The following is a 25648-nucleotide window of genomic DNA, read 5'->3' as shown; positions in this document are numbered from 1 at the left end:
CTTGCTCCGCTAGCATTACCGGCTTCCGCTTCCCAGTTGCGACGGTTTTCGATGAGTTATCAGGTTCTTGCACGTAAATGGCGTCCGCGCTCGTTCCGCGAAATGGTCGGCCAGACCCATGTGCTCAAGGCTCTGATCAATGCCTTGGACAGCCAACGGCTGCACCACGCCTACCTGTTTACCGGTACCCGGGGTGTCGGCAAGACCACCATTGCCCGAATTATTGCCAAATGCCTGAACTGTGAGACGGGGATCACATCGACGCCCTGTGGCACCTGTTCGGTGTGCCGCGAGATCGACGAAGGGCGTTTTGTCGACCTGATCGAGATCGACGCCGCCAGCCGCACCAAGGTCGAAGACACGCGGGAACTGCTGGATAACGTGCAGTACGCGCCGAGTCGCGGCCGCTTCAAGGTCTACCTGATCGACGAAGTACACATGCTGTCCAGTCACTCGTTCAACGCATTGTTGAAGACCCTGGAAGAGCCACCGCCCTACGTCAAATTCATTCTGGCCACCACCGACCCGCAGAAGCTTCCTGCAACTATTTTGTCGCGGTGCCTGCAGTTTTCTCTGAAAAACATGACCCCTGAGCGCGTGGTCGAGCACTTGACCCATGTGCTGGGTGTCGAGAACGTACCGTTCGAAGACGACGCCCTGTGGCTGCTTGGCCGCGCTGCCGATGGCTCGATGCGCGATGCCATGAGCCTCACTGACCAGGCCATTGCCTTTGGTGAAGGCAAGGTCATGGCCGCCGATGTGCGTGCCATGCTCGGCACCCTGGATCACGGCCAGGTGTTCGATGTGCTGCACGCATTGATCGAGGGCGACGCCAAGAAGTTGCTCGAAGCCGTGCGCCACTTGTCGGAGCAAGGCCCGGACTGGAACGGCGTGCTTTCGGAAATCCTCAACGTGCTGCACCGCGTCGCCATTGCCCAGGCGCTGCCTGAAGGTGTCGACAATGGCCATGGCGACCGCGACCGCGTGCTGGCCCTGGCCCAGGCGTTGCCAGCCGAAGATGTGCAGTTCTACTACCAGATGGGCCTGATCGGCCGTCGGGACCTGCCGTTGGCGCCGGATCCGCGCGGTGGTTTCGAAATGGTCCTGTTACGAATGTTGGCCTTCCGGCCTGCCGACTCCACGGACGCCCCGAGACAGCCGCTAAAGCCAGTGGGGATCAGCCAAGCCACAGTTGATTCCGCCAAACCAGTGGCTGGCGCGGCGGTTGTCGCGCCAGTGGTTGCTGCGCCTGCGCCGGTTGCCCCGGCGCCAGAGCCTGTAGTTGTTGCGCCGGAAGTCGCGCCGGAGCCGCTGATCGAGCCCGAGCCGGCCCCAGTGGTCGACCTGCCCTGGAATGACCCGCTGGAGGCTGACGCTGAAGTCGAGTTGCAGCCCGCCGTGGAGCCGGTGCTGGAAACCGCTGGCGAGCAGCCCGAGCTGACGCCGATGCCTACGCCGACCCCGGACAGCGTGGTGCCGGACGCGCCGGAATGGGTCAGCGCGCCCGTGCCTGAGCCCACTGTGGCCCAGGTGGATGCCGCAGTCCCAGGTATCGACCTCGACGACGAACCGCCGCTGGACGAAGACTACATCGAACCGGACATCGATTCGGCCTACAGCTACCTGGACGAACTGGCCAGCGAACATGCGGCCGAGCCGGCCCCCGAGCCCGAGGCCGAACCCGCCGCAGCACCTGCTACCGGCCTGGCCCTGCAATGGCTGGAGCTGTTCCCGAAACTGCCGATTTCCGGCATGACCGGCAGCATCGCCGCCAACTGCACCCTGATCGCGATCGAGGGCGACCACTGGCTGTTGCACCTGGACCCGGCCCACAGCGCCTTGTTCAACGCGACCCAGCAGCGCCGACTCAACGATGCCCTTAACCAGTACCATGAGCGCACGCTGACCATTGCCATCGAGTTGATCAAGCCTGAGCAGGAAACCCCGGCCCAGGCCGCGACTCGCCGGCGCCTGAACCGCCAGCGCGAAGCCGAAGAGTCGATCCACGCTGATCCGCTCATCCAGCAAATGATGGAACAGTTCGGTGCGGTCGTCCGTCACGATACTATTGAACCTGTCGAAGCCCCGGTGCCCCAGGCGTCATGACACCGGGCTACTTATTGATCCACGTACTTTTGAGGTGATTCCCATGATGAAAGGTGGCATGGCCGGCCTGATGAAGCAGGCGCAGCAGATGCAGGAAAAGATGGCCAAGATGCAGGAAGAGCTGGCCAACGCCGAAGTCACCGGTAAAGCCGGTGGCGATATGGTCAGCGTGGTGATGACTGGCCGTCACGACATCAAGCGCGTGAGCATCGACCCGAGCCTGCTCGAAGGCGTCAGCGATGACGACCGTGAAGTGCTCGAAGATCTGTTCGCCGCCGCCGTCAACGACGCCGTGCGCAAGATCGAAGCCAACAGCCAGGACAAAATGTCCGGCGTGACCGCTGGCATGCAACTGCCGCCGGGTATGAAGCTGCCGTTCTGATCGGCCAGCCTTGGCTAGACTGAAATGCCAGGCATTGCGCCTGGCATTTTTGTTTGTGCCGATCCGATCGAACCCTGGCCCGGCACTCATGGTCTGCACCCTATACCGATGGATTCGATAAGGAGCCCCCTGATGCCTCAAGAACCGACTCTTAACCAGCGCATTGTCCTGGTTTCGCGCCCTCACGGCGCCCCCACGCCAGAGAACTTCCGCCTTGAGCGGGTAACCCTGCCGGAACTGGCGGACGGCCAGGTACTGCTGAAGACGCTGTACCTGTCGCTCGACCCATACATGCGCGGGCGCATGAGCGACGCCCCGTCCTACGCGGCGCCGGTGGAAATCGACGAAGTGATGACCGGTGGCGCTGTCAGCCGTGTCGAGCAGTCGCGCCATCCGAAATTCGAAGTGGGCGAGCTGGTGGTCGGGGCTACCGGCTGGCAGAGCCACAGCATTTCCGACGGTCGCAACCTGATCCCGGTGCCCAAGGGCTTGGCCAGTCCATCCATGGCCCTGGGCGTGTTGGGCATGCCGGGGATGACCGCCTACATGGGCTTGATGGATATCGGCCAGCCCAAGGCCGGGGAAACCCTGGTGGTGGCGGCAGCGTCCGGCGCCGTGGGCTCGGTGGTGGGGCAAGTGGCCAAGCTCAAGGGCTTGCGAGTGGTCGGTATCGCGGGCGGCCCCGACAAGTGCCGCTACGTTGTGGACGAGCTGGGCTTTGATGCCTGTATCGACCACAAGAGCGAGCACTTCGTCGATGAGCTGGCCCAGGCCTGCTTCAAGGGCGTGGATATCTACTTTGAGAACGTCGGTGGCAAGGTTTTCGATGCCGTCATGCCGCTGCTCAACCCCAAGGCACGGATTCCCCTGTGTGGCCTGATTGCTGGCTATAACGCCCATGAAGCGCCCAGCGGGCCTGATCGTTTGCCGGCGCTGCAACGTACCTTGCTGACCAAGCGCGTGCGTATCCAGGGTTTTATCGTGTTTGATGACTACGGTGATCGCCAGCCGGAGTTCCTCAGCGCCATGGCGCCGTGGGTGCGCGACGGCAAGATCAAGTTCCGCGAAGACGTGGTCGACGGCTTGGAGCAGGCACCCGAGGCCTTTATCGGTTTGCTCGAAGGGCGCAACTTCGGCAAGTTGGTGGTGCGTGTCGCGCAGGATTGAGCATTTGACGCTAATCCGAGGCGCGGGTATAAACCGCGTCTCGTTGTTTTGTCGGACCATTCCCCCCATGAGCTTCAGCCCCCTGATTCGCCAACTGATCGACGCCTTGCGCACCTTGCCCGGTGTGGGTCAGAAAACCGCCCAGCGTATGGCGCTGCAACTGCTGGAGCGTGATCGCAGCGGCGGCACCCGGCTGGCCCAGGCCCTGAGCCAGGCCATGGAAGGGGTTGGCCACTGCCGGCAGTGCCGCACCCTCACCGAAGAAGAGCTCTGCCCGCAATGCGCCGACCCACGCCGCGATGACACGCTGCTGTGTGTGGTGGAGGGGCCGATGGATGTGTATGCGGTGGAGCAGACCGGTTATCGCGGGCGCTACTTCGTGCTCAAGGGCCACCTGTCGCCCCTGGACGGCCTGGGGCCGGAAGCGATCGGTATTCCACAGCTGGTGGCGCGTATAGAAGCGCAGGGCACGTTTACCGAAGTGATCCTGGCCACCAACCCGACCGTGGAAGGTGAAGCCACCGCGCATTACATCGCCCAACTGCTGAGCAACAAAGGCCTGGTCACTTCGCGCATCGCCCATGGCGTGCCGTTGGGGGGCGAGTTGGAGTTGGTGGACGGCGGCACGTTGGCGCATTCGTTTGCCGGTCGAAAACCGATCGCGCTCTAACGATCACCGCAGGATCAAATGTGGGAGGGGGCTTGCCCCCGATAGCGGTGCATCAGCCAATGAATCGTTGACTGACACACTGCCGTCGGGAGCAGGCCCCCTCTCATTTAGGATGTGCATACGGCTTGATAACCAAGCAAGCGCTTGGTAATTTCGCTCCACCTTACCGTGGAGCTTGCCGATGCCTGCCTTCCAGGACTACTTCGACCCCAGCCACCAATTGGTTCGTGACAGCGTGCGCCGTTTCGTCGAGCGCGAAATGCTGCCGGACATCGAGCAGTGGGAGGAGGCGGAAAGCTTTCCCCGGGAGTTGTACCGCAAGGCAGGCGCGGCGGGGATCCTCGGCATCGGTTATCCCGAAGCCCTGGGCGGTAGCCATGAAGGTGATCTGTTCGCCAAGGTCGCCGCCAGCGAGGAGTTGATGCGCTGTGGTTCCGGTGGTGTGGTGGCGGGCTTGGGCTCGCTGGATATCGGTTTGCCGCCGGTGGTCAAATGGGCGCGGCCCGAGTTGCGCGAGCGTGTGGCACCGCAGGTGTTGTCGGGCGAGAAGATCATCGCCCTGGCCGTCACCGAGCCCGGTGGCGGTTCCGATGTGGCCAACCTGCAAACCCGCGCCATTCGCGACGGCGATCATTACCGGGTCAGCGGCAGCAAGACCTTTATCACCAGCGGTATTCGTGCCGACTTCTACACCGTGGCGGTGCGTACCGGTGGGCCTGGCTTTGGCGGCATCAGCCTGTTGCTGATTGAAAAGGGCACTGCCGGTTTTACCGTGGGCCAGCCACTCAAGAAGATGGGCTGGTGGGCGTCCGACACCGCTGAATTGTTCTTCGATGATTGCCGGGTGCCTGTCGCTAACCTGATCGGCGCCGAGAACCTGGGATTTGCCTGCATCATGGGCAACTTCCAGAGCGAACGCCTGGCCTTGGCCCTCATGGCCAATATGACTGCACAGCTTGCGCTGGGGGAAAGCCTCAAATGGGCCGCCCAGCGTGAAGCGTTCGGCAAACCCATTGGCAAGTTCCAGGTGCTCAAGCATCGCCTGGCAGAAATGGCCACCGCCGTGGAAGTCTCAAGGGCGTTCACCTACCGCCAGGCCGCGAAAATGGCCGCTGGCGTCAGTGTGATCAAGGAAATTTCCATGGCTAAAAACCTGGCCACCGACACCGCTGACCGCGTCACTTATGACGCCGTGCAGATACTCGGCGGCCAGGGGTATATGCGCGGCAGCCTGGTGGAGCGGCTGTATCGCGACAACCGCATCCTGTCCATCGGCGGGGGCACCCGCGAAGTGATGAATGAAATCATCAGCAAGCAGATGGGGTTGTGAGGTGTGTTGTCCTTAATGGCTTCATCGGGAGCCCAGGTCACCGTTACCGTTCAGTCAGGGCAAACTGCGTCAGGCAAAAGGTCGGAATCCCCATGTCTTCCAAGCGCTGCGAGCCACCCAGCTCCGGCAGGTCGATGATCGCCGCCGCTTCAAAAAGCCTCGCGCCCATGCGCCGTACCAGGTTCGCCGCGGCGATCAGGGTGCCGCCGGTGGCGATCAGGTCATCGAACATCAGCACCGAGTCACCTTCGCACAGGCTGTCGGCGTGCACTTCGAGGAAGGCTTCGCCGTATTCGGTCTGGTAACCCTCGGTCAGCACATCGGCCGGTAGCTTGCCTTGCTTGCGGAACAGGATCAGCGGTTTGTTCAATTGGTAGGCGAGGATCGAGCCGATCAGGAAGCCTCGGGCGTCCATCGCGCCGATATGGGTGAAGTCGGCTTCGACGTAGCGGTGGGCAAAGCTATCGGCCACCAGGCGCAGGGCGCGGGGCGATTGGAACAGTGGCGTGATATCGCGAAAGATCACCCCAGGCTTGGGGAAGTCGATGACAGGGCGAATCAGGGATTTGATGTCGAACGAATCGAAGATCATCGTCGAAGAGTCCTGGGGCAGGGAAGCGGACTCGAAGTATACCCGCGGCCTCGCGGGTTGGCGCGGCCCCAGGTGTCTGGATCAACCTTTGAACATCAACCTTCCAGCGAACCGCCGGCCAATGCACACAGCTGGATCGGGTCGAGGATATGCACTTCCTTGCCTTCGGCGGCGATCAGCTCGTTCTGTTGGAAACGGGTGAACACCCGCGACACGGTTTCCACGGCCAGGCCAAGGTAGTTACCAATTTCGTTGCGCGACATGCTCAGGCGGAACTGGTTGGCCGAGAAACCACGGGCACGGAACCGCGCCGACAAGTTGACCAGGAACGTCGCAATGCGCTCGTCGGCGGTTTTTTTCGACAACAGCAGCATCATTTGCTGGTCATCACGAATCTCGCGACTCATCACGCGCATCAGCTGACGGCGCAGTTGCGGCAGTTGCAGGGCCAATTCGTCCAGGCGTTCGAAAGGAATTTCGCACACCGATGTGGTCTCCAGGGCCTGGGCCGACACAGGGTGAATCTCGGTGTCCATGCCCGACAGCCCGACCAGCTCGCTCGGCAGGTGGAAGCCGGTGATCTGTTCTTCGCCGCTGTCGCTCAGGCTGAATGTCTTCAACGCGCCCGACCGTACTGCATAGACGGAATCGAACTTGTCGCCCTGGCGAAACAGAAACTCGCCTTTTTTCAGCGGGCGACCGCGTTTAACGATATCGTCCAGCGCATCCATGTCTTCCAGATTCAACGAAAGTGGCAGGCAGAGGGGCGCCAGGCTGCAATCCTTGCAGTGAGCCTGGCTGTGAGCGCGCAGTTTGACTGGCTCGGACATTTCTTAAATCCTTGTGGGAGAACACACATAAGACGTAAGGGTACCGCACTGGGAGGCGTTGAGGCCAGCGTGTACAAAAAACCAGCATCGGCATAAAGCTTTATGTGTCCAGGCCGATACAAAGGGACGAATGCTTGAGCTCGGAGGCTCGAATCATGATCTCCATTAGTGCGAATATCCCGGTCAATACGGCCTTGATGGATTCGCCGCCGTCGAAAGACCTGGTGGCGGAGACCAAGGCTGCCGCCGCCGCCAAGGCTCTCAAGGACGCAACGGCCACGCCGCTGCGGCAAACCAAGGAACCTGAAGGCGTGAAGGTGACCATTTCCGGTGCCGCCTTGCTTGCTGCCAGTGCCGCGAAGAAGTCCAACAGTGATATCGAGGAGAGCGGCCTGCCGGATAACATTCAGCAGGCCCTCAAGATGATCCGCAAGATCAAGGAGCAGATCGCCGAGAAACAGCAGGAACTGCAAGCGGTGATGGCGGACAAGAGCCTTAGCCCGGAAGAGGCGCGGATCAAGATCAGCAATTTGCAAGGGGCGCTGAGCACCCTGCAAGCTAGCCTGGTGACCGCGCAAACGTCCCTGGCCAAGTCGATGAAAGGCTTGAGTGGCCCAGATGCACTCAAGGCCGGTTCCCTGGCAATGGCGTAGGACGGTCTCAGATCACCCGTGAAAATCGATGCCGGTTCTGGTGGTCCAGATAGGCATCGAACACCATGCACACCGAGCGCACCAGCAGGCGTCCGGCCGGCAGCACCCGAATACCCTGGGCGTCGAGCTCGATCAGGCCGTCTTCTGCCATCGCCTCCAGTTGCGGCCAGATTTCGTCGAAGTACCCGCGAAAATCAATGTTGAATGCCTGTTCGATCTGTTCGAAGTCCAGGCTGAAATTGCAGATCAACTGCTGAATCACTTCCCGCCGTAATCGATCGTCCGTGGTACACAACAAGCCACGGCTGGTGGCCAATTGTGCGCCGGCCAGTGCGTTCTGATAGCCGCTGAGGTCGCTGGTGTTCTGGCAATACAGGTCGCCAATCTGGCTGATTGCCGATACCCCGAGCCCGATCAAGTCGCAATGGCCATGGGTGGTATAGCCCTGGAAGTTGCGTTGCAGCGTGCCTTCTTCCTGGGCGATGGCCAGTTCGTCGTCCGGCAGGGCGAAGTGGTCCATGCCGATGTAGCGGTAGCCGGCCTCGGTCAGTTGTTCAATAGTGGTTTGCAGCATCAGCAGCTTTTGCGCCGGTGCGGGCAGGTCGTCGCTGTTGATCCGCCGCTGGGGCATGAAACGCTCCGGCAGGTGTGCGTAGTTGAACACCGACAAGCGGTCCGGTTGCAGCTTGATCACTTCTTCCACGGTGCGTGCGAAGTTGATGGGGGTTTGCTTGGGCAGGCCGTAGATCAGGTCGATATTGATCGAGCGAAACTGCAGGGTGCGCGCCGCGTCGATCACCGCGCGGGTTTCTTCCAGGCTTTGCAGGCGATTGACCGCCCGCTGCACGTCCGGGTCGAGGTCTTGCACGCCGATGCTGACACGGTTGAAGCCCAGTTCGCGCAACAGGCCCATGGTCGCCCAATCGGCTTCACGCGGGTCGATCTCGATGCCGTAGTCGCCGGAATCATCGTCGAGCAGATTGAAGTGTTTGCGCAGGCAGGCCATCACCTGGCGCAGTTCGTCATGGCTGAGAAACGTTGGGGTGCCGCCGCCGAAGTGCAGTTGTTCCACCGATTGCTTGGGGTCGAGATGGCAGGCGACCAATTGGATTTCCTGCTCCAGGCGCTGCAGGTAAGCCTGGGCGCGGCCCCGGTCCTTGGTGATCACCTTGTTACAGGCGCAGTAGTAGCAAATGTTCGCGCAGAATGGCACATGCACATACAGCGATAACGGTCGGACGGCCTTACGGCTGTCGCGCAGGGCGTGGAGCAGGTCGAAGGTACCGACCTGACTGTCGAATTGTACGGCGGTGGGGTAGGACGTGTAGCGCGGCCCCGCCAAGTCGTAGCGGTGAATCAGATTGCTGTCCCAACGAATGGCGTCGAGCATGCGGGCGTTCCCCCGGATAGGCTAGTGGGCCGAGTCTAGGGGCGTGGCTGAAAAGGCATCTTGATTTGCGTCAACGGGGAGCGGCGCTATGCCACATGGCCTTTTAGTGGCCCATTAGCCAGTGCTGATGGGGCCCTGGCAAGGTCCAGATACCGAACAGCATCACCAGCACGCCCCCCGCCACACGCACGCTGCGTTTGCGCAATAACGCCGTGACGCGTTCGGCGGCCAGCCCCGTCGCCAGCAGCACCGGCCAGGTGCCGAGGCCGAACGCCAGCATCAGCAGCGCACTGTCCAGCGCATTGCCCTGGCTGGCAGCCCACAGCAGGGTGCTGTAGACCAGGCCGCACGGCAACCAGCCCCACAGCGCGCCCAGCAGCAGGGCGCGGGGCAGGCTGGACACTGGCAGCAAACGGTTCGCGACCGGCTGGATGTAGCGCCACAGGCCGCGCCCAAGGCTTTCGATACGGGTCAGCCCGCTCCACCAGCCGGCCAGGTACAGGCCCATGCAGATCAGCAGCAACCCGGCGAGCACGCGCATGAACATCGCCGCCGGGCTGTTGGCCACGGCCCAACCGGCCAGGCCGATCAACAGGCCCGCCGTGGCATAGCTGAGGATGCGGCCGAGGTTATACGCCAGCAGCAGGCGAAACCTGCGGCTGCGTTGTTCCTTGGGGATCGCCAGGGTCAGCGCGCCCATCAGCCCGCCGCACATGCCCAGGCAATGGCCGCCGCCCAAAAGCCCGAGGATCAAGGCGGAGACCAGCAGCGGCAGGAGTTCAAGCATGGGGAGGGTCTTTGGGTTGGGCCGGCTGTTCGGGGCCGTTGGCCTTGTCAACGGCGGCCAGGTGGTTCGGGTCCTGGTCGTCGAACAGCACGCTGTGGGCCGGGCCGTCGAGGTCGTCGTACTGACCACTGTCCACGGCCCAGAAGAAGATGTAGATGGCGACGCCCACTAACAGCAGCGCCGCTGGAATCATCACGTATAGAGCTGGCATCTGCACTCCATGCCCGCGCGGCTCAAGCCGGCAGCGGGCGATTTACCAAGGGGGCACTTTTGGCCTGCGCACTCGGCAGGCGAGTCAGGCGCAGGGCGTTGAGCACCACGGTCAACGAACTGAGGGACATGCCGATCGCCGCCCAGATCGGCGTGATCCAGCCGAGGGCGGCAAACGGCAGCATCAGGCCATTGTACAGCCCGGCCCAAAGCAGGTTTTCAATGATGACCCGACGGGTGCGTCGCGCCAAGGTGAAGGCTTGCACCAAGGCATCCAGGCGGTTGGACAGCAATACCGCGTCCGCGCTGGTTTTCGCCAGGTCTGTGGCCGAACCCATGGCCACGCTGATATCGGCGGCGGCGAGTACGGGGACATCATTGACACCGTCACCCAGCATCAACACCTTACGGCCTTGCTGATGCAACTGTTGCAGCACCTGCAGCTTGTCGTCGGGGCGCAGGCCGCCGTGGGCTTCGTCGATGCCCAGTTCGGCGGCCACGCTGGCGACCATCGGTGAACTGTCCCCCGACAGCAGCAGCGTGCGCCAGCCCCGTGCCTTGCACGCAGCCAGCAGGGCCGGCGCGTCGCTGCGCAGGCGGTCATCCAGTACGAACCAGGCGAGGGCGCCGTCGCGGTCGCCCAGCAGCAGCCATTGTCCGGCTTCGTCCGGTGAGGCGGGGATCGGGCAACCGCTCAGTGCGCACACGAACCCCGGCTGGCCGATCCGCAGCAGGCGTTCGCCGACGCGACCTTCCAGGCCCAGGCCGGGGGTGCTGAGCACTTCGTCAGCGGCCAGGGGGGCACGGCCGAAGGCCCGTGCGATCGGATGTTCAGAGCGATTTTCGAGGGCGGCGGCGAGGCCCAGGCACTGGTCGCTGTCCAGGGCGCCCAGCGGCCGGATCGCGCGCAGCGCCAGGCGCCCTTCGGTGAGGGTGCCGGTCTTGTCGAAAATCACCGTGTCGATCTGGTTCAAGCCTTCCAGTACATGGCCTCGGGTGAGCAACAAGCCGAGTTTGTGCAGGGTGCCGGTGGCGGCAGTCAGGGCGGTTGGCGTGGCCAGCGAGAGGGCGCACGGGCAGGTCGCCACCAGCATCGCCAATACGATCCAGAACGCCCGCGACGAATCCAGCTCCCACCAGAGCAGGCCGATCAGCACGGCAGCGAGCAGTGAGCAGAGCAGGAACCATTGTGCGGCGCGGTCGGCAATCTGGGCCAGGCGCGGTTTGTCGGCCTGGGCCCGTTCCAGCAGGCGCACGATGGCCGACAAGCGCGTGTCATGCCCCAGGGCGCGGACCTCGACCGTCAGTGCGCCTTCGACGTTGAGGGTGCCCGCCGTCACAGCGTCGCCGACCTGGCGCGGCTGCGGCAGGTACTCGCCGGTCAGCAGGGATTCGTCGATGCTGGACTGGCCGTCGAGGATCACCCCATCTGCCGGCAATACCGCGCCGGGGTGCACCAACACGCGGTCGCCCAACGCCAGTTCGCTGAGCAGGATACGTTCGCTCTGCCCATCACTTTTCATGCGCAGGCATGAGGCGGGCAGCAGGTTGACCAATTGCGCGGTCGCCGCCGCCGTGCGTTCCCGGGCGCGCCGCTCCAGGTAACGCCCGGCCAGCAGGAACAGGGCGAACATGCCCACCGCGTCGAAATACAATTCGCCGACCCCGGTGATCGCGGTCCAGATGCCGGCCAGGTACGCGCCGCCAATCGCCAGGGACACCGACACATCCATGGTCAGGTGGCGGGTGCGCAAGTCGCGCATGGCGCCCTTGAAAAACGGTGCGCAGCTGTAGAACACGATGGGGGTCGTGAGAAACATCGCGACCCAGCGCAGGATCACGTGTAACTCCGCGCTCAGGTCGATATTGAATTCCGGCCAGGTGGCCATGGTTGCCATCATCGCCTGGAACCACAGCAGTCCGGCGACCCCCAGTTGGCGCAGGGCCCGCCGGTTTTCGCCGGCCAGTTGTTCGGCGGCGCGGTCCGCCTGGTAAGGGTGGGCGGCGTAGCCGATATGGCGCAACTCACTGAGCAGTTGGCTCAACGGCAATTGCCCGTCGGCCCAACGTACATGCAGGCGATGGTTGGACAGGTTGAGACGCGCCTCGGCCACGGCGGGCAGGCTGCGCAGGTGTTTTTCGATCAGCCAGCCACACGCGGCGCAACTGATGCCTTCCATCAACAGGGTGGCTTCGGCAAGGTCGCCTTCGTGGCGTACGAAGGGTTTTTGCACGTCGGCGCGGTCGTACAGTGCCAGTTCGTCCACCAGTTGCACCGGCAGGGCCTCGGGGTTGGCCGAGGCTTCGCTGCGGTGCTGGTAATAGCTTTCCAGCCCGCCGGCCACGATTGCCTCGGCCACCGCCTGGCAACCCGGGCAGCACAGCTCGCGGCGCTCGCCGAGGATCTCGGCGGTGAACCGGCTGCCGGGTGGCACGGGCAGGGCGCAGTGGTAGCAGGGAGTGGGGCTGGTCATGGCGTTAGATCTTGGGTGGCAGGGAGGGCCTCATCGCGGGCAGGCCCGCGCCCACAGGGGCGCTCGTTCCTGAGGTGTGAGCGGGCTTGCTCGCGATGCGCAAAGCGCGGGCGTTTACTTCTTCAGGTCTTCAGCACCTTGCAACGGCTCATCACCCAACAGCAAGTCCTTGTCGTGGCTGACCTGTTCTTCTTCGAACAGGCGCCAGGTCCGGTCACCTTCCACACCGAGCAGTTCCACGAAACGGCGGCCTTCGACCTTGTCGGTGACCTGGCCGATATAGCGTCCGGGTTCGCTGGCGCTGCGGGTCAGGTTGATCTTGCGATCCTTCTCCGGCTGGGTCGGGGAGATCAGGTTCAGTTCCAGGGTCGCCGGGCCGCTGTTGCCGGTCAGATATACCTCGACTTCGCCGGTCAGTTCGTCCAGGTGCACCTTGGCGCGCAGTTGCAGGGTCTGGGCCAGCAGTTCGCGGTCCAGGGAGCGGTTGATGCCTTTGCCGGCCTCGTAGTAGTTGTCGTTGACCAGGTTGTCCGGGTTCTTGACTGCGATGGTCACCATGGACAAGGTCAAGGTCACCGAGCAGGCCAGGATCCCAATGATGATCCAGGGCCAGAGGTGCTTGTACCAAGGGCTTGTGGCAGTAGCTGCGGGCATTGTTCTGCTCTCTGGTTAACGAAGTAGTGTGGTTAACGAACCTGAGGGCCGATGAACCGGCTCTTGGCTTCAATATGCACGTTGGCGTCATCGGCATCCTTGAGGATGAAGGTCACCTCATTGGTGCTCGACGGTAACTGCTCCGGTGCGCTCGACAGTTCGACCGGCATGCTGACGATATCGCCGGCGGCCACCTTGATTTCGCGTCGGCCTTGCAGCTTGAGGTCCGGCAGACCGGCGGCGTCGAGCACGTAGGTGTGGTCGCGCTGGTCCTTGTTCATGATCTTCAGGCTGTAGACGTTTTCGATCCGGCCTTCGGCGTTTTCGCGGTAGAGCACGCGGTCCTTGCTGACGTCGAAACCTACCAGCGAACGCATGAAGAATGCCGTGGCCAACAGGCTCATCATCGCCAGCAGGACCAGCGCATAGCCGATCAGGCGCGGGCGCAGTTTGTGGGTCTTCTGCCCGGACAGGTTGTGCTCGGTGGTGTAGCTGATCAGGCCGCGCGGGTAGTCCATCTTGTCCATGATGTTGTCGCAGGCGTCGATGCACGCAGCACAGCCGATGCATTCGATTTGCAGGCCATCGCGGATGTCGATACCGGTGGGGCAGACTTGCACGCACATCGTGCAGTCGATGCAATCGCCCAGGCCCTGGGCCTTGTAGTCGGCACCCTTTTTACGCGGGCCACGCACTTCGCCACGGCGTGGGTCGTAGGAGACGATCAGGGTGTCTTTGTCGAACATCACGCTCTGGAACCGCGCGTACGGGCACATATAGATGCACACCTGTTCGCGCAGCCAGCCGGCGTTGCCATAGGTGGCGAGGGTGAAGAAACCCACCCAGAAATACGACCAGCCATCGGCCTGGCCGGTGAAGAAGTCGAACACCAGTTCGCGAATCGGCGAGAAGTAACCGACGAAGGTCATGCCGGTGACAAAGCCGATCAGCAGCCACAGGGTGTGCTTGCTGAATTTGCGCAGGAACTTGTTGGCCCCCATCGGCGCCTTGTCCAGCTTGATGCGCTGGTTACGGTCGCCTTCGGTGACCTTTTCGCACCACATGAAGATCCACGTCCACACGCTTTGCGGGCAGGTATACCCGCACCATATGCGCCCGGCGTACACCGTGATAAAGAACAGGCCGAACGCCGCAACGATGAGAATGCCCGAGAGCAGGATGAAATCCTGGGGCCAGAAGGTCGCACCAAAAATGAAGAATTTACGCTCCGGAAGGTTCCACCACACGGCCTGGTGACCCCCCCAATTCAGCCACACGGTGCCGAAGTAGAGGAGGAACAAACCGGCGCCACCGAGCATACGCAAGTTGCGAAACAGGCCGGTGAAGGCACGGGTGTAGATTTTCTCTCGCGATGCGTAGAGATCGACAGGTTGATTCGAGTTTTTGGCAGGCGGGGTAACGTCATGTACCGGTATTTGGTTGCTCATCATTGCATCCCACGGCGGTGGAGATTTGCCTCGGCCAGTACGTGCCAACCGGGGTCAAATGAAGGGTGTTGCAGTGGCGTAATGATACGCCCCCGATGGTACTCCAAGGGTGCGACCTTTGGTCGCGTTGGGGGAAATCAATTGATGGTGTACGTGACCTGGATCAATTGACTTGGGAAGTATGGACGGTTTTTGCGGGGCCAGCCTTCAAAACACCGACGATCCAATGTGGGAGGGGCGGTGCGACGATTCGACTTGCCCCCGATAGCGGAGTGTCAGTCAATAAAGGTCTGACTGATCCACCGCTATCGGGGGCAAGCCCCCTCCCACATTGGTTTTTCTGTGTTTCTAAATAGCGGCCGGTCTTACTGCCCTTCAGCCTTTTTATCCCCATGGGACAAGCTGTAAACATACGCCGCGAGCAAGTGCACCTTGTCGTTGCCCTGCAGTTGCTCCTGCGCAGGCATCTGGCCCTGACGGCCCCAACGGATGGTCTGCTGCAGTTGGGCGAAGCTCGAACCGTAGATGAATGCACCCGGGTGGGTCAGGTCGGGTGCGCCCATGGCTGGGGTGCCTTTACCTGCCGGGCCGTGGCAGGCCACGCAGTTGGCGGCGAAGAGTTTCTCGCCGTTGGCCGCGTCGGCTTTCACGCCTTCCGGCAGCTTGCGGCCGTCGAGGTTGGTGATGACGAACGCGGCCACATCGCTGACGCCTTGTTCCTTGAGGATATCCAGCCAGGCCGGCATGACGGCATGGCGACCTTTCATGATGGTTTCCTTGATGGTCGCCGGTTCGCCACCCCAGCGCCAATCGGCGTCGGTCAGGTTGGGGAAACCGTAGGCGCCCTTGGCGTCGGAACCGTGGCACACCGAGCAGTTCGAGGCGAACAGGCGGCCGCCCATCTTCAAGGCTTGCGGGTCCTTGGCCACTTCTTCAATCGGCATCGAGGCGAATTTGGCAAAGATCGGCCCGAACTTGGCGTCCGACTTGGCCATTTCCTTTTCCCATTCATGCACGCCGGTCCAGCCGGTCTGGCCGTTGGCGAACGGGGTTTGCTTGTCGTTGTCGAGGTAGTTGTAGCCCGGCAGCAGGCCTTTCCAATTGCCCAGGCCGGGGTACAGCACCAGGTAGCCAAGGGCGAAGACGATGGTGCCGACGAACAGCATGAACCACCACTTCGGCAGCGGGTTGTCGTACTCCTCGATGCCGTCGAACGAGTGGCCAACGGTTTCGTCCGTTTGCTCGGCGCGCTGGCCCTTGCGGGTCGACAGCAGCAGCCAGGTCAGGGCGAAGATGGTACCCAGACTGAGGACTGTGACGTACAGACTCCAGAACGTAGTCATTCTTTGTTACTCCTAGAAGCTTGCTCGACGTGCTTGATGGCTTCGGGATCATCCGCAAAAGGCAGCATGGTCGCGTCGTCAAACTCCGACTTGCGCCGCGGGCTGAACACCCACAACGCCAGGCCGATAAAGGCCACCATCACCACCACGGTGCCCAGGCCACGAATCATCCCGATATCCATGAAGAATCACCGTTTGCTTTTGATGATGGTGCCAAGGCCTTGCAGGTAGGCCACCAATGCGTCCATTTCGGTCTTGCCCTTCACGGCTGCGGCTGCACCGGCGATGTCTTCGTCGGTGTAGGGCACGCCCAGGGTGCGCAAGACTTCCATCTTCTTCGCGGTGTCCTTGCCGTCGAGCTTGTTTTCCACGAGGAACGGGTACGCCGGCATTTTCGACTCAGGCACCACGTTGCGCGGGTTGTACAAGTGCGCACGCTGCCAGTCGTCGGAGTAACGCCCGCCGACACGGGCCAGGTCCGGGCCGGTGCGCTTGGAACCCCACAGGAACGGATGGTCCCAGACACTTTCACCGGCGACCGAGTAGTGGCCGTAGCGTTCGGTTTCGGCGCGGAACGGTCGGATCATCTGCGAGTGGCAGCCGACACAACCGTTGGCGATGTAGACGTCGCGGCCTTCCAGTTCAAGGGCGGTGCGGGGCTTCATGCCTTCGACCGGCTTGTTGGTCACGTCCTGGAAAAACAGCGGAACGATCTGGGTCAGGCCGCCGATACTCACGGCGATGACCATGAAGAAGGCCAGCAGGCCGATATTCTTCTCGACTACTTCATGCTTCATCAGTGGGCTCCCACAACGACGATCTTGGCGGCGGCTTCGGCTTCTGCAGGGTCGGAAGCACGCACGGTGCGCCAGACGTTGTAGGCCATGAACAGCATGCCGGTGGCAAAGAACGCGCCGCCCAGGGCACGGACGATGTAGCCCGGGTGGCTGGCTTGCAGCGCTTCGACGAAGGAGTAGGTGAGGGTGCCGTCATCGTTGATCGCACGCCACATCAGGCCCTGGGTGATGCCGTTGACCCACATCGAGGCGATGTAGAGCACGGTGCCGATGGTGGCCAGCCAGAAGTGCGTGTTGATCAGCCCGACGCTGTGCATCTGCGCACGGCCGAAGATTTTCGGGATCATGTGGTACAGCGCGCCGATGGAGATCATCGCCACCCAACCCAGGGCGCCGGCGTGTACGTGGCCGATGGTCCAGTCGGTGTAGTGGGAGAGCGAGTTGACGGTCTTGATCGCCATCATCGGACCTTCGAAGGTCGACATGCCGTAGAACGCCAGCGAAACCACCAGGAAGCGCAGGATCGGGTCGGTGCGCAGCTTATGCCAGGCGCCCGACAGGGTCATCATGCCGTTGATCATGCCGCCCCAGCTCGGTGCCAGCAGGATGATCGACATCGCCATGCCCAGGGACTGCGCCCAATCCGGCAACGCGGTGTAGTGCAAGTGGTGCGGGCCGGCCCAGATGTACAGGGTGATCAGCGCCCAGAAGTGCACGATGGACAGGCGATACGAGTAAATAGGACGTTCGGCCTGTTTCGGCACGAAGTAGTACATCATCCCCAGGAAACCGGTGGTGAGGAAGAAACCCACGGCGTTGTGGCCGTACCACCACTGGATCATCGCATCCGTCGCCCCGGCGTAGGCCGAGTAGGACTTGAACAGGCTGACCGGCAGCGACGCGTGGTTGACGATGTGCAGCATCGCCGTCACCAGGATGAAGGCACCGTAGAACCAGTTACCCACATAGATGTGCTTGGTCTTGCGCTTGGTGATGGTGCCGAAGAACACCACCGCGTAGGTCACCCACACGATCGCGAGCAAAATGGCGATGGGCCATTCCAGCTCGGCGTATTCCTTGGTGGTGGTGTAGCCCAGCGGCAACGTGATGCCGGCCCCGACGATCACCGCTTGCCATCCCCAGAAGGTGAATGCGGCGAGGCCATCGGAAATCAGTCGCGTCTGGCAGGTTCGCTGCACGACATAGTAGGAGGTGGCAAACAGGGCACATCCGCCGAAGGCGAAAATCACCAGGTTGGTGTGCAGCGGGCGCAGGCGGCCAAAGGTCGTCCAGGGCAAGCCGAAGTTCAATTCCGGCCAGACCAGTTGCGAGGCGATGAACACCCCGAGCCCCATGCCAAGGATCCCCCAGACCACCGTCATGATGGCGAACTGGCGGACTACCTTATAGTTATAAGCAGTCGGACTGATTGCTGTGCTCATTCTAAGGTTCCACGGTTTAGGTTTTTTTATAGGTAAAAATCGGTCGCAAGTATGGAGAAACCGAGGTGCCATTGCAACGCAAGGGTGACCTGTGTCAATGCGTTCCACGCCAGATTCTGCGCCCTTTCCATGTTTGATGTAAGGACAAAATCCGAAATGGAAAGCTGAGCAAATGGACAGGAATTTTATCAGGTCGTGGAGACTTGTTACTGGGTGTGTATGAACACGCTGCCCGGCTGACGAGTGGTCAGTGGCACGACAGCCGGTCGCTGCCAGCCTTTGCGCCTGTCGCCCTGTAGAAATGTTCAACCCAATGAGTGCAAGTCAGCCGTCGACCGGTCAATACCGATCCACTGTGGGGACAAGCGTAGACCCGAATGGCAGGAGGGGAAAGTTGTGCTTTGGAAGGGTGCGACACTTGGTCGCGTAACGGGGTAGGGCTGCCGCCCCAGGGCGGGGCGGCAGTTAACGGTTATTGAGCTTGGCTTTCTGGCTTGGCGCCATCAGCGTTATGGGACAGGCTGTAAACGTAGGCGGCGAGCAGGTGCACCTTGTCATTACCTTGCAGCACTTCCTGGGCCGGCATCTGGCCTTGGCGGCCGTGGCGAATAGTTTGCTGCAACTGCGCCAGGCTGGTGCCGTAGATATAGCCACTTGGCAGGGTCAGGTTGGGCGCGCCCATGGCTTCCATGCCCTGGCCTTGCGGACCGTGGCAGGCAACACAGGTGGTGCTGAACGTGGCTTGGCCGGCGGCCAGGTCGGCAGCGCTGTCGGCCGGCAGGGGCAGCTTGGCCAGTTCATGGCGTACATAGGCAGCGACGTTTTTCACCCCCTCGTCACCCAGCATGTCACCCCAGGCCGGCATCGCCGCATGGCGACCGTTCATGATGGTGGTCTTGATTGCTTCGGCCGAACCGCCCCAGCGCCAGATGTTGTCCGCCAGGTTCGGGAAGCCAAACGCGCCCTTGGCATCCGAGCCGTGGCACACCGCGCAGTTGGACGCGAACAGGCGTCCGCCCATTTTCAGCGCTTGTGGATCTTTTGCGACGGCTTCCACCGGCATGGCCGAGAATTTGGCGAAGATCGGCCCGAACTTGGTGTCGGCCTTAGCCATTTCCTTGTCCCACTCCTTGGCCGATGTCCAGCCGCCTTCATAGCCTGGCAGCACGCCTTTCCAGTTGCCCAGGCCCGGGTAGAGGATCAGGTAGCCGACGGCAAATACCAAGGTGCCGGCGAACAGCATGAACCACCACTGGGGCAGCGGGTTGTCGTATTCCTCAATGCCGTCGAAGGCGTGGCCCATGGTCTGGTCGACACTGCCCTTGGTCTCGCCCTTGCGGGTGCCGAACAACAGCCAAGTCAGGCCGATCAGGCTGCCGAGGGTCAGTACGCAGATCCATGTACTCCAAAAGGTAGTCATGGCCGGTTGCTCCTTGTTACAGGCTCTTCTTGAGCGTCGGATGGAGAGGGTTCGTCGGCAAACGGCAGCAGGCGCGCCTGCTCGAATTCCTCATTGCGCCGGTTGTTGAACACCCACAGCGACAAGCCGATAAACGCGATAGCGACGACCAGCGTGCCGAGGCCGCGGATGGTGCCCGCATCGAATTCAAATCCCATGGCTCACCTCTTGCTCTTGATGGCAGTGCCGAGCACTTGCAGGTACGAAACCAGTGCATCCATCTCGGTCTTGCCCTTGAGGCTGGCCACGGCGCCACTGATGTCGTCGTCGGTGTAGGGCACGCCGAGGGTGCGCATCACTTTCAACTTGGTCTCGGTGTGGCTGCTGTCGACAGCGGCGGTCACCAGCCATGGGTAGGCCGGCATTTTCGACTCGGGCACGACGTTGCGCGGGTTGTACAGATGCGCGCGGTGCCAGTCGTCCGAGTAGCGCGCGCCGACGCGGGCCAGGTCCGGCCCGGTGCGCTTGGAGCCCCACAGGAACGGGTGGTCCCACACACTTTCACCGGCGACCGAGTAGTGGCCGTAGCGTTCGGTCTCGGCGCGGAATGGGCGGATCATTTGCGAGTGGCACTGTACGCAGCCTTCGCGGATGTAGATGTCGCGACCTTCCAGTTGCAGCGCGGTATAGGGCTTCATGCCTTCCACCGGTTTGTTGGTGACGTCCTGGAAGAACAGCGGGACGATCTGGGTCAGGCCGCCGATACTCACGGCCAGTACCATGAGCAGCATCAGCAGGCCGACGTTCTTTTCAATCGTTTCGTGTTTCATCATCGACTCCTCAGGCCATCTGCGCCGCAGCGGCGACTTCGGCAGGTTGTGCCGAACGCACGGTGCGCCAAGTGTTGTAAGCCATCAGGAACATGCCGCTGAGGAAGATGGCGCCGCCGACCAACCGCACGATGAAGCCTGGGTGGCTGGCCACCAGGGTTTCGACGAAGGAGTAGGTCAAGGTGCCGTCTTCGTTGACCGCACGCCACATCAGGCCCTGGGCGATGCCGTTGACCCACATCGAGGCGATGTAGAGCACGGTGCCGATGGTGGCCAGCCAGAAGTGCGCGTTGATCAGGCCGAGGCTGTACATCTGCTCGCGACCGAAGATTTTCGGGATCATGTGGTACAGCGCGCCGATGGAGATCATCGCTACCCAGCCGAGGGCGCCGGCGTGTACGTGGCCAATGGTCCAGTCGGTGTAGTGGGAGAGGGCGTTGACCGTCTTGATCGCCATCATCGGACCTTCGAAGGTCGACATGCCGTAGAACGCCAGCGAAACCACGAGAAAGCGCAGGATCGGGTCGCTGCGCAGCTTATGCCAGGCGCCCGACAGGGTCATCATGCCGTTGATCATGCCGCCCCAGCTTGGCGCCAGCAGGACCAGCGACATCACCATGCCCAACGACTGTGCCCAGTCGGGCAGTGCGGTGTAGTGCAGGTGGTGAGGACCGGCCCAGATGTACAGGGTGATCAGTGCCCAGAAGTGCACGATCGACAGGCGATAGGAATACACCGGACGCTCGGCTTGCTTGGGTACGAAGTAATACATCATTCCCAGGAAGCCAGCGGTCAGGAAGAAGCCTACCGCGTTATGCCCATACCACCACTGCACCATGGCATCCGTCGCACCGCCGTACAGCGAGTAGGACTTGGTCAGGCTGACCGGGATTTCCAGGTTGTTGACGATATGCAGGATCGCGACGGTGATGATGAACGCACCGAAGAACCAGTTGCCGACGTAGATGTGCTTGGTGTTGCGCTTGGCCACGGTGCCGAAGAACACAATGGCGTAGGCCACCCAGACAATGGTGATCAGGATGTCGATCGGCCATTCCAGCTCAGCGTATTCCTTGGAGCTGGTGTAGCCCAGCGGCAAGGAGATCGCGGCGAGCAGGATCACCAGTTGCCAGCCCCAGAAGCAGAACGCGGCGATTTTCGGCGCGAACAGCTGGGTCTGGCAGGTGCGCTGCACGGAGTAGAAGGAACTGGCGAACAACGCGCAGCCACCGAAGGCAAAGATCACCGCGTTGGTGTGCAACGGGCGCAAGCGGCCGAAGCTGGTCCAGGGTAAGTCGAAGTTGAGCGCAGGCCATACCAATTGGGCGGCGAGAAAAACCCCGAGCCCCATGCCGACGATGCCCCACACCACCGTCATAATGGCGAATTGGCGGACCACCTTGTAGTTATAGGCGGTACTTAATGTAGTGTTCATGGTTCCCCATCCACGGTTCAACCCAAGCGAATGCGGCACTTGGGCTGGAGTTATAGGCAGACTGAATAGCGAGGCAAGCATGAGCAAAGAGCACAAGGCCAGTATTGACGGGGATCAATGGGCGCAGTGTGTGCGGGAACACGGCTGGTTGTGGGACGCCGCGGCAAAGGGAGATCGGCGTGAGCCTGTCACCCTGATTCTGGCCCACGGCGCCGGCGCACCGATGGACTCGACGTTCATGACCGACATGGCTGCACGCCTTGCCCTGCATGGGGTGAACGTGTTGCGCTTCGAGTTTCCCTATATGGCCCAGCGGCGCGTAGAGGGCGGCAAACGCCCGCCGAACCCGGCCGCCAAACTGTTGCAGGCATGGCGTGAGGTGCATGCCGAGGTGCGACGCCATGTCGCTGGAACACTGGCCATCGGTGGCAAGTCCATGGGCGGGCGTATGGCCAGTCTGGTGGCCGATGAACTGGGCGTCGATGGGTTGGTATGCCTGGGGTATCCGTTCTATGCGGTGGGCAAGCCGGAGAAGCCCCGGGTCGAGCATCTGGCCGGGCTGCAGACGCCGACGTTGATCTTGCAGGGCGAGCGCGATGCCTTGGGTAATCGAGTGGCGGTAGAAGGCTATGATTTGTCGCCGAGCATCGAGGTAATGTGGCTGGTGGCGGGGGACCATGACTTGAAGCCGTTGAAGGCTTCGGGGTTCAGTCATGAGCAGCATCTGGAGGCTGCGGCGGTGCAGGTTGCCCGGTTTCTCGGAGCCCTCTAGGGCCCTATCGGGGGCAAGCCCCCTCCTACATTTACCGCGTACACCCCTTGGAACGCGGTCGAATGTGGGAGGGGGCTTGCCCCCGATAGCGGTCTAGCGGTTAAACCGCTCGACCAGCGAGTACTGGGTATTGGCGGTATGCGTCAATTCCTCACTCAACTGCGCCGAGTTCAACGCCTGTTCCGAAGTCTGGTCCGCCAACAGCGCAATCGTGCTGATGTTGCGGCTGATCTCTTCGGCTACCGAGCTTTGCTCTTCGGTGGCTGCCGCAATCTGGGTGGTCATGTCGGTGATGTTGGCCACTGCTTCGCTGATGCCGACCAACGCCTGATCCGCTTCCATTACCCGCGCCACCCCTTCTTCGGCCTGGCGATGCCCGGCGTCCATGGTTTGCACGGCGGCAGCGGCAGTTTGTTGCAGCTTGGCGATCAAGGTATGGATCTGCCCGGTCGACTCGGCGGTGCGCTGGGCCAGTTGACGGACTTCATCGGCCACGACTGCGAAGCCACGGCCCATCTCCCCGGCACGCGCGGCTTCGATTGCCGCGTTCAGCGCCAGCAAGTTGGTTTGATCGGCGATGCCTTTGATCACATCGACGACACCGCCGATTTCATCGCTGTCCTTGGCCAGTTGGGTAACGGTCACCCCGGTTTCGCCCACGGCCAGCGACAGACGCTGAATGGCCTCGCGGGTTTCCCCGGCGATATCGCGGCCACGACCGGTCAGGCGATTGGCTTCCTGGGTCGCATCCGCCGTGCGCTGCACATGGCTGGCAACTTCCTGGGTGGTCGCCGCCATCTGGTTGACCGCGGTGGCCACCTGTTCGGTTTCCACGCGCTGGCGTTCCAGGCCGCTGGAGCTGTTATGCGCCAGGGTGTTGGACTGCGCCGCCTGGTCGTTGAGGTGTTCAGCCGTGTCCTGCAGACGCGTGAGGCAGGTTTTCAGGCGGGCTTCCTGGCTGAGGATCGACATTTCCAGTCGCGCCTGGGCGCCACGGCTGTCGGTGTACATCTGTGCGATCAGCGGGTCTGAGGTGGTCTGCTCGGCCAGGCGCAGCAGGCGCTTGAGGCCACGCTGTTGCCAACTCAGGCCCAGCAGGCCCAAGGGCACCGACAGCCCCGCCGCCAGGGCAAAGCCCCAGTGGGAATTCAGCGACGCACCGATCATGAAGCTCAACTGGCTGATCAGGATAAACGGCAGCCAGTCCTGCAACACCGGCAGCCATTTGTCCCGCTGGGGAACGGCAGACTTGCCCTGGTTGATGCGTTGATAGAGCGCTTCGGCCCGGCGGATCTGCTCGGCGGTGGGCTTGATGCGCACCGACTCGTAGCCGACCACCTGGTTGCCGTCGAAAACCGGTGTCACATAGGCGTTAACCCAGTAGTGATCACCGGTCTTGCAGCGATTCTTGACGATGCCCATCCATGGCAAGCCTTGTTTGAGCGTTGACCACATGTGCCCGAATACGGCCGCCGGAACGTCCGGGTGACGAACCAGATTGTGCGGGGCACGCACCAGTTCATCGCGGGAGAACCCACTGATTTCGACGAAAGCGTCGTTGCAGTAGGTGATCACGCCCTTGGCATCTGTGGTGGAGATCAACCGTTGCTGAGCGGGGAAGGTACGTTCGCGCTGGGTAACGGGTTGGTTATTACGCATGATTGTTCAATCCGCAAGGCTTTCAAGGGGTATCGGCAGGAGCGGGCGCTTATTTAACTTATTTTTGCAACAATCCGCAGGAACGCCTTGCCTCCGGTAGACATCAGCCAGCCAGCATCGGATAAGTAAACAACCCGAAGTGAAGCAGGTTCAGCCCAAAGTGCGTGGCAATCGCCGCACCCAGCCCACCAAAGCGATAAGCCAGGCCGTAACCCACACCGGCAATGCTTGCCAGCAACACCCATTGCCAGCCCGCGCCAAGGTGCACCAGCCCGAACAGCAGCGAGGCCAGCAGCAGTGCCAGGTTCTCGCCGTAGGGCAGGTGCTTGAAGCGCTGTTGCAGGCCGCCCTGAATGTAGCCGCGAAACAACGCCTCTTCCACCAAGGTCACCAACAACAGGTTATTCAATACCCACAACCACGCCTGCACCGGCCATTTCGGCGCCCAACTGATGACGCCCAACAAGGCTGCGCCGCCGAGGGCGGCAATCGCGGTCAGGGCCAAGGCCAGGGCCGTGACGCAGATCGACAGGCGCAAGGAGCGTCGCGCCACCACCCACGGGCAGGCCAGTAACAGCCAGAAGCCGATCAGCGGTTTGTCCTGGTTCAGGTACATCGAAAAGGGCACCGCGTCGGGGGTAAAGCGTTGCGGCTCGATGGCGCGCCCGTTGTAGAAGCCCGGTAGCCAGTGCATCGCCAGGCTCAGGGCCAGCACAATGAACAAACCATGGCCGATGTAGCGTGCCCAAGGCGTGCGCTGCTGGCGCACGGCATAACCGGCAATCAGCAGCAGGGCGACGGACACCAGCGCCAGCACGCCCAGTTGCCCGTAGGCCAAGGCCAGCACATAGCCGATGGAAAGAAGCGCCAGGTACAGCCAGGGCAATGCGAGCATGGGGAGTCCTTGGAAAAAACTGGACGGCATTATAGCGATCGTCCCCTGTGGGCCACATGAAAACTGTGCCACGCAAGGGCGTTGGTGAAGTGATTGCAAAACGTATCAACGGCTGGTTATAGTCAGGCCTTCTTCATCCCTCCACACAAGATCAGCCCATGCCAGCTCTCCAGCGCATAGCGGTAGTCGATTCAGCGGTCAACGCTGTGGTCGTACCGTGCGGGAACAAGCAGCCTGCGCAGATCAGTCACTACCCCCCACCTGTCAGTCGCGCGCCGGTGTACGCAGTCGTATCACCGCCGGGTGTTGGCATTTCGGGCTGATCAGCGACTCGCTGTCCCCGTCTGCACGCCTGAAAAAACTCCAGAACTTCAGCCTTTGCT

25 protein-coding genes are annotated in these 25648 nt (G+C 61.9%); 7 read left to right on the top strand and 18 right to left on the bottom strand.

Annotation, left to right across the window (positions count from 1 at the left end; genetic code table 11):
- Positions 1-51 precede the first annotated feature (51 nt).
- The 5 genes from dnaX to ACODSV_RS06265 all read left to right on the top strand — a co-directional run bounded on the left by dnaX (position 52) and on the right by ACODSV_RS06265 (position 5655).
- Positions 52-2106, top strand: coding sequence for a DNA polymerase III subunit gamma/tau (dnaX, locus tag ACODSV_RS06285; RefSeq protein WP_024076839.1), 2055 nt, complete (start codon positions 52-54; stop codon positions 2104-2106).
- A gap of 43 nt (positions 2107-2149) precedes the next feature.
- On the top strand, positions 2150-2488 hold the full coding sequence (locus tag ACODSV_RS06280; protein ID WP_017527493.1) for a YbaB/EbfC family nucleoid-associated protein: 339 nt from the start codon (positions 2150-2152) through the stop codon (positions 2486-2488).
- A 132-nt stretch (positions 2489-2620) separates the two neighbouring features.
- A complete protein-coding gene (locus ACODSV_RS06275; RefSeq protein ID WP_024076838.1) occupies positions 2621-3655 on the top strand; it encodes an NADP-dependent oxidoreductase in 1035 nt (344 codons plus the stop codon).
- 67 nt (positions 3656-3722) lie between these two features.
- A complete protein-coding gene (gene recR / locus ACODSV_RS06270) occupies positions 3723-4325 on the top strand; it encodes a recombination mediator RecR (RefSeq protein ID WP_017845247.1) in 603 nt (200 codons plus the stop codon).
- Positions 4326-4506: 181 nt separating this feature from the next.
- Positions 4507-5655: an acyl-CoA dehydrogenase family protein gene (locus tag ACODSV_RS06265; RefSeq protein ID WP_150055709.1), complete on the top strand. Its 1149-nt coding sequence runs from the start codon at positions 4507-4509 to the stop codon at positions 5653-5655.
- 43 nt (positions 5656-5698) lie between these two features.
- Here ACODSV_RS06265 and ACODSV_RS06260 read toward each other — a convergent pair whose 3' ends face one another.
- Together ACODSV_RS06260 and fnr are read right to left on the bottom strand one after the other, a co-directional pair.
- Positions 5699-6247 carry an adenine phosphoribosyltransferase gene (locus ACODSV_RS06260; protein WP_024076836.1) on the bottom strand — a complete coding sequence of 183 codons (549 nt, stop codon included), beginning with the start codon at positions 6245-6247 and terminating at the stop codon, positions 5699-5701.
- Between the two features lie 95 nt (positions 6248-6342).
- Positions 6343-7077: a fumarate/nitrate reduction transcriptional regulator Fnr gene (gene fnr / locus ACODSV_RS06255; RefSeq protein WP_016979302.1), complete on the bottom strand. Its 735-nt coding sequence runs from the start codon at positions 7075-7077 to the stop codon at positions 6343-6345.
- A gap of 155 nt (positions 7078-7232) precedes the next feature.
- Here fnr and ACODSV_RS06250 point away from each other — a divergent pair, with 155 nt between their 5' ends.
- Positions 7233-7730 carry a hypothetical protein gene (locus tag ACODSV_RS06250; RefSeq protein WP_024076835.1) on the top strand — a complete coding sequence of 166 codons (498 nt, stop codon included), beginning with the start codon at positions 7233-7235 and terminating at the stop codon, positions 7728-7730.
- A gap of 7 nt (positions 7731-7737) precedes the next feature.
- Here ACODSV_RS06250 and hemN read toward each other — a convergent pair whose 3' ends face one another.
- From hemN to ccoN (ACODSV_RS06180), 14 genes are all read right to left on the bottom strand, one after another.
- Entirely contained in the window at positions 7738-9120 is a 1383-nt protein-coding gene (gene hemN, locus ACODSV_RS06245; RefSeq protein ID WP_150055708.1) for an oxygen-independent coproporphyrinogen III oxidase, read from the bottom strand.
- Between the two features lie 103 nt (positions 9121-9223).
- Complete coding sequence (locus ACODSV_RS06240) at positions 9224-9907, bottom strand: sulfite exporter TauE/SafE family protein (RefSeq protein WP_024076833.1); 684 nt, start codon at positions 9905-9907, stop codon at positions 9224-9226.
- A complete protein-coding gene (gene ccoS, locus ACODSV_RS06235; protein WP_024076832.1) occupies positions 9900-10118 on the bottom strand; it encodes a cbb3-type cytochrome oxidase assembly protein CcoS in 219 nt (72 codons plus the stop codon). Before ccoS ends, ACODSV_RS06240 begins: the two co-directional genes overlap by 8 nt.
- A 22-nt stretch (positions 10119-10140) precedes the next feature.
- A complete protein-coding gene (locus ACODSV_RS06230) occupies positions 10141-12591 on the bottom strand; it encodes a heavy metal translocating P-type ATPase (RefSeq protein WP_150055707.1) in 2451 nt (816 codons plus the stop codon).
- Positions 12592-12705: 114 nt separating this feature from the next.
- Complete coding sequence (locus tag ACODSV_RS06225; RefSeq protein WP_102623524.1) at positions 12706-13245, bottom strand: FixH family protein; 540 nt, start codon at positions 13243-13245, stop codon at positions 12706-12708.
- A 32-nt stretch (positions 13246-13277) separates the two neighbouring features.
- A complete protein-coding gene (gene ccoG, locus ACODSV_RS06220) occupies positions 13278-14693 on the bottom strand; it encodes a cytochrome c oxidase accessory protein CcoG (protein WP_024076829.1) in 1416 nt (471 codons plus the stop codon).
- A 365-nt stretch (positions 14694-15058) separates the two neighbouring features.
- Positions 15059-16036, bottom strand: a complete 978-nt coding sequence (gene ccoP / locus ACODSV_RS06215; protein ID WP_024076828.1) for a cytochrome-c oxidase, cbb3-type subunit III — start codon at positions 16034-16036, stop codon at positions 15059-15061.
- A complete protein-coding gene (locus tag ACODSV_RS06210) occupies positions 16033-16218 on the bottom strand; it encodes a CcoQ/FixQ family Cbb3-type cytochrome c oxidase assembly chaperone (protein WP_003193169.1) in 186 nt (61 codons plus the stop codon). Before ACODSV_RS06210 ends, ccoP (ACODSV_RS06215) begins: the two co-directional genes overlap by 4 nt.
- Before the next feature lie 6 nt (positions 16219-16224).
- Positions 16225-16833: a cytochrome-c oxidase, cbb3-type subunit II gene (gene ccoO / locus ACODSV_RS06205; protein WP_003193167.1), complete on the bottom strand. Its 609-nt coding sequence runs from the start codon at positions 16831-16833 to the stop codon at positions 16225-16227.
- On the bottom strand, positions 16833-18275 hold the full coding sequence (ccoN, locus tag ACODSV_RS06200) for a cytochrome-c oxidase, cbb3-type subunit I (RefSeq protein ID WP_024076827.1): 1443 nt from the start codon (positions 18273-18275) through the stop codon (positions 16833-16835). Before ccoN (ACODSV_RS06200) ends, ccoO (ACODSV_RS06205) begins: the two co-directional genes overlap by 1 nt.
- A gap of 472 nt (positions 18276-18747) precedes the next feature.
- Positions 18748-19695, bottom strand: a complete 948-nt coding sequence (ccoP, locus tag ACODSV_RS06195) for a cytochrome-c oxidase, cbb3-type subunit III (protein ID WP_024076826.1) — start codon at positions 19693-19695, stop codon at positions 18748-18750.
- Complete coding sequence (locus ACODSV_RS06190) at positions 19692-19892, bottom strand: cbb3-type cytochrome oxidase subunit 3 (RefSeq protein ID WP_024076825.1); 201 nt, start codon at positions 19890-19892, stop codon at positions 19692-19694. The genes ccoP (ACODSV_RS06195) and ACODSV_RS06190 overlap by 4 nt, the downstream gene beginning before the upstream one ends.
- Positions 19893-19895: 3 nt before the next feature.
- Positions 19896-20504: a cytochrome-c oxidase, cbb3-type subunit II gene (gene ccoO / locus ACODSV_RS06185; RefSeq protein WP_017735321.1), complete on the bottom strand. Its 609-nt coding sequence runs from the start codon at positions 20502-20504 to the stop codon at positions 19896-19898.
- Positions 20505-20514: 10 nt separating this feature from the next.
- Entirely contained in the window at positions 20515-21939 is a 1425-nt protein-coding gene (gene ccoN, locus ACODSV_RS06180) for a cytochrome-c oxidase, cbb3-type subunit I (RefSeq protein WP_024076824.1), read from the bottom strand.
- A gap of 79 nt (positions 21940-22018) precedes the next feature.
- Between ccoN (ACODSV_RS06180) and ACODSV_RS06175 the strand changes: the two genes are divergently transcribed.
- Complete coding sequence (locus ACODSV_RS06175) at positions 22019-22711, top strand: alpha/beta family hydrolase (protein WP_150056576.1); 693 nt, start codon at positions 22019-22021, stop codon at positions 22709-22711.
- A 93-nt stretch (positions 22712-22804) separates the two neighbouring features.
- Here ACODSV_RS06175 and ACODSV_RS06170 read toward each other — a convergent pair whose 3' ends face one another.
- Positions 22805-24370: a methyl-accepting chemotaxis protein gene (locus ACODSV_RS06170; protein WP_150095322.1), complete on the bottom strand. Its 1566-nt coding sequence runs from the start codon at positions 24368-24370 to the stop codon at positions 22805-22807.
- Between the two features lie 103 nt (positions 24371-24473).
- A complete protein-coding gene (locus ACODSV_RS06165) occupies positions 24474-25265 on the bottom strand; it encodes a CPBP family intramembrane glutamic endopeptidase (RefSeq protein ID WP_069076784.1) in 792 nt (263 codons plus the stop codon).
- Between the last annotated feature and the right edge of the window lie 383 nt (positions 25266-25648).

The organism is Pseudomonas sp. FG86 (genome assembly GCF_057808775.1).
This window is presented reverse-complemented; position numbering and strand designations above follow the sequence as displayed.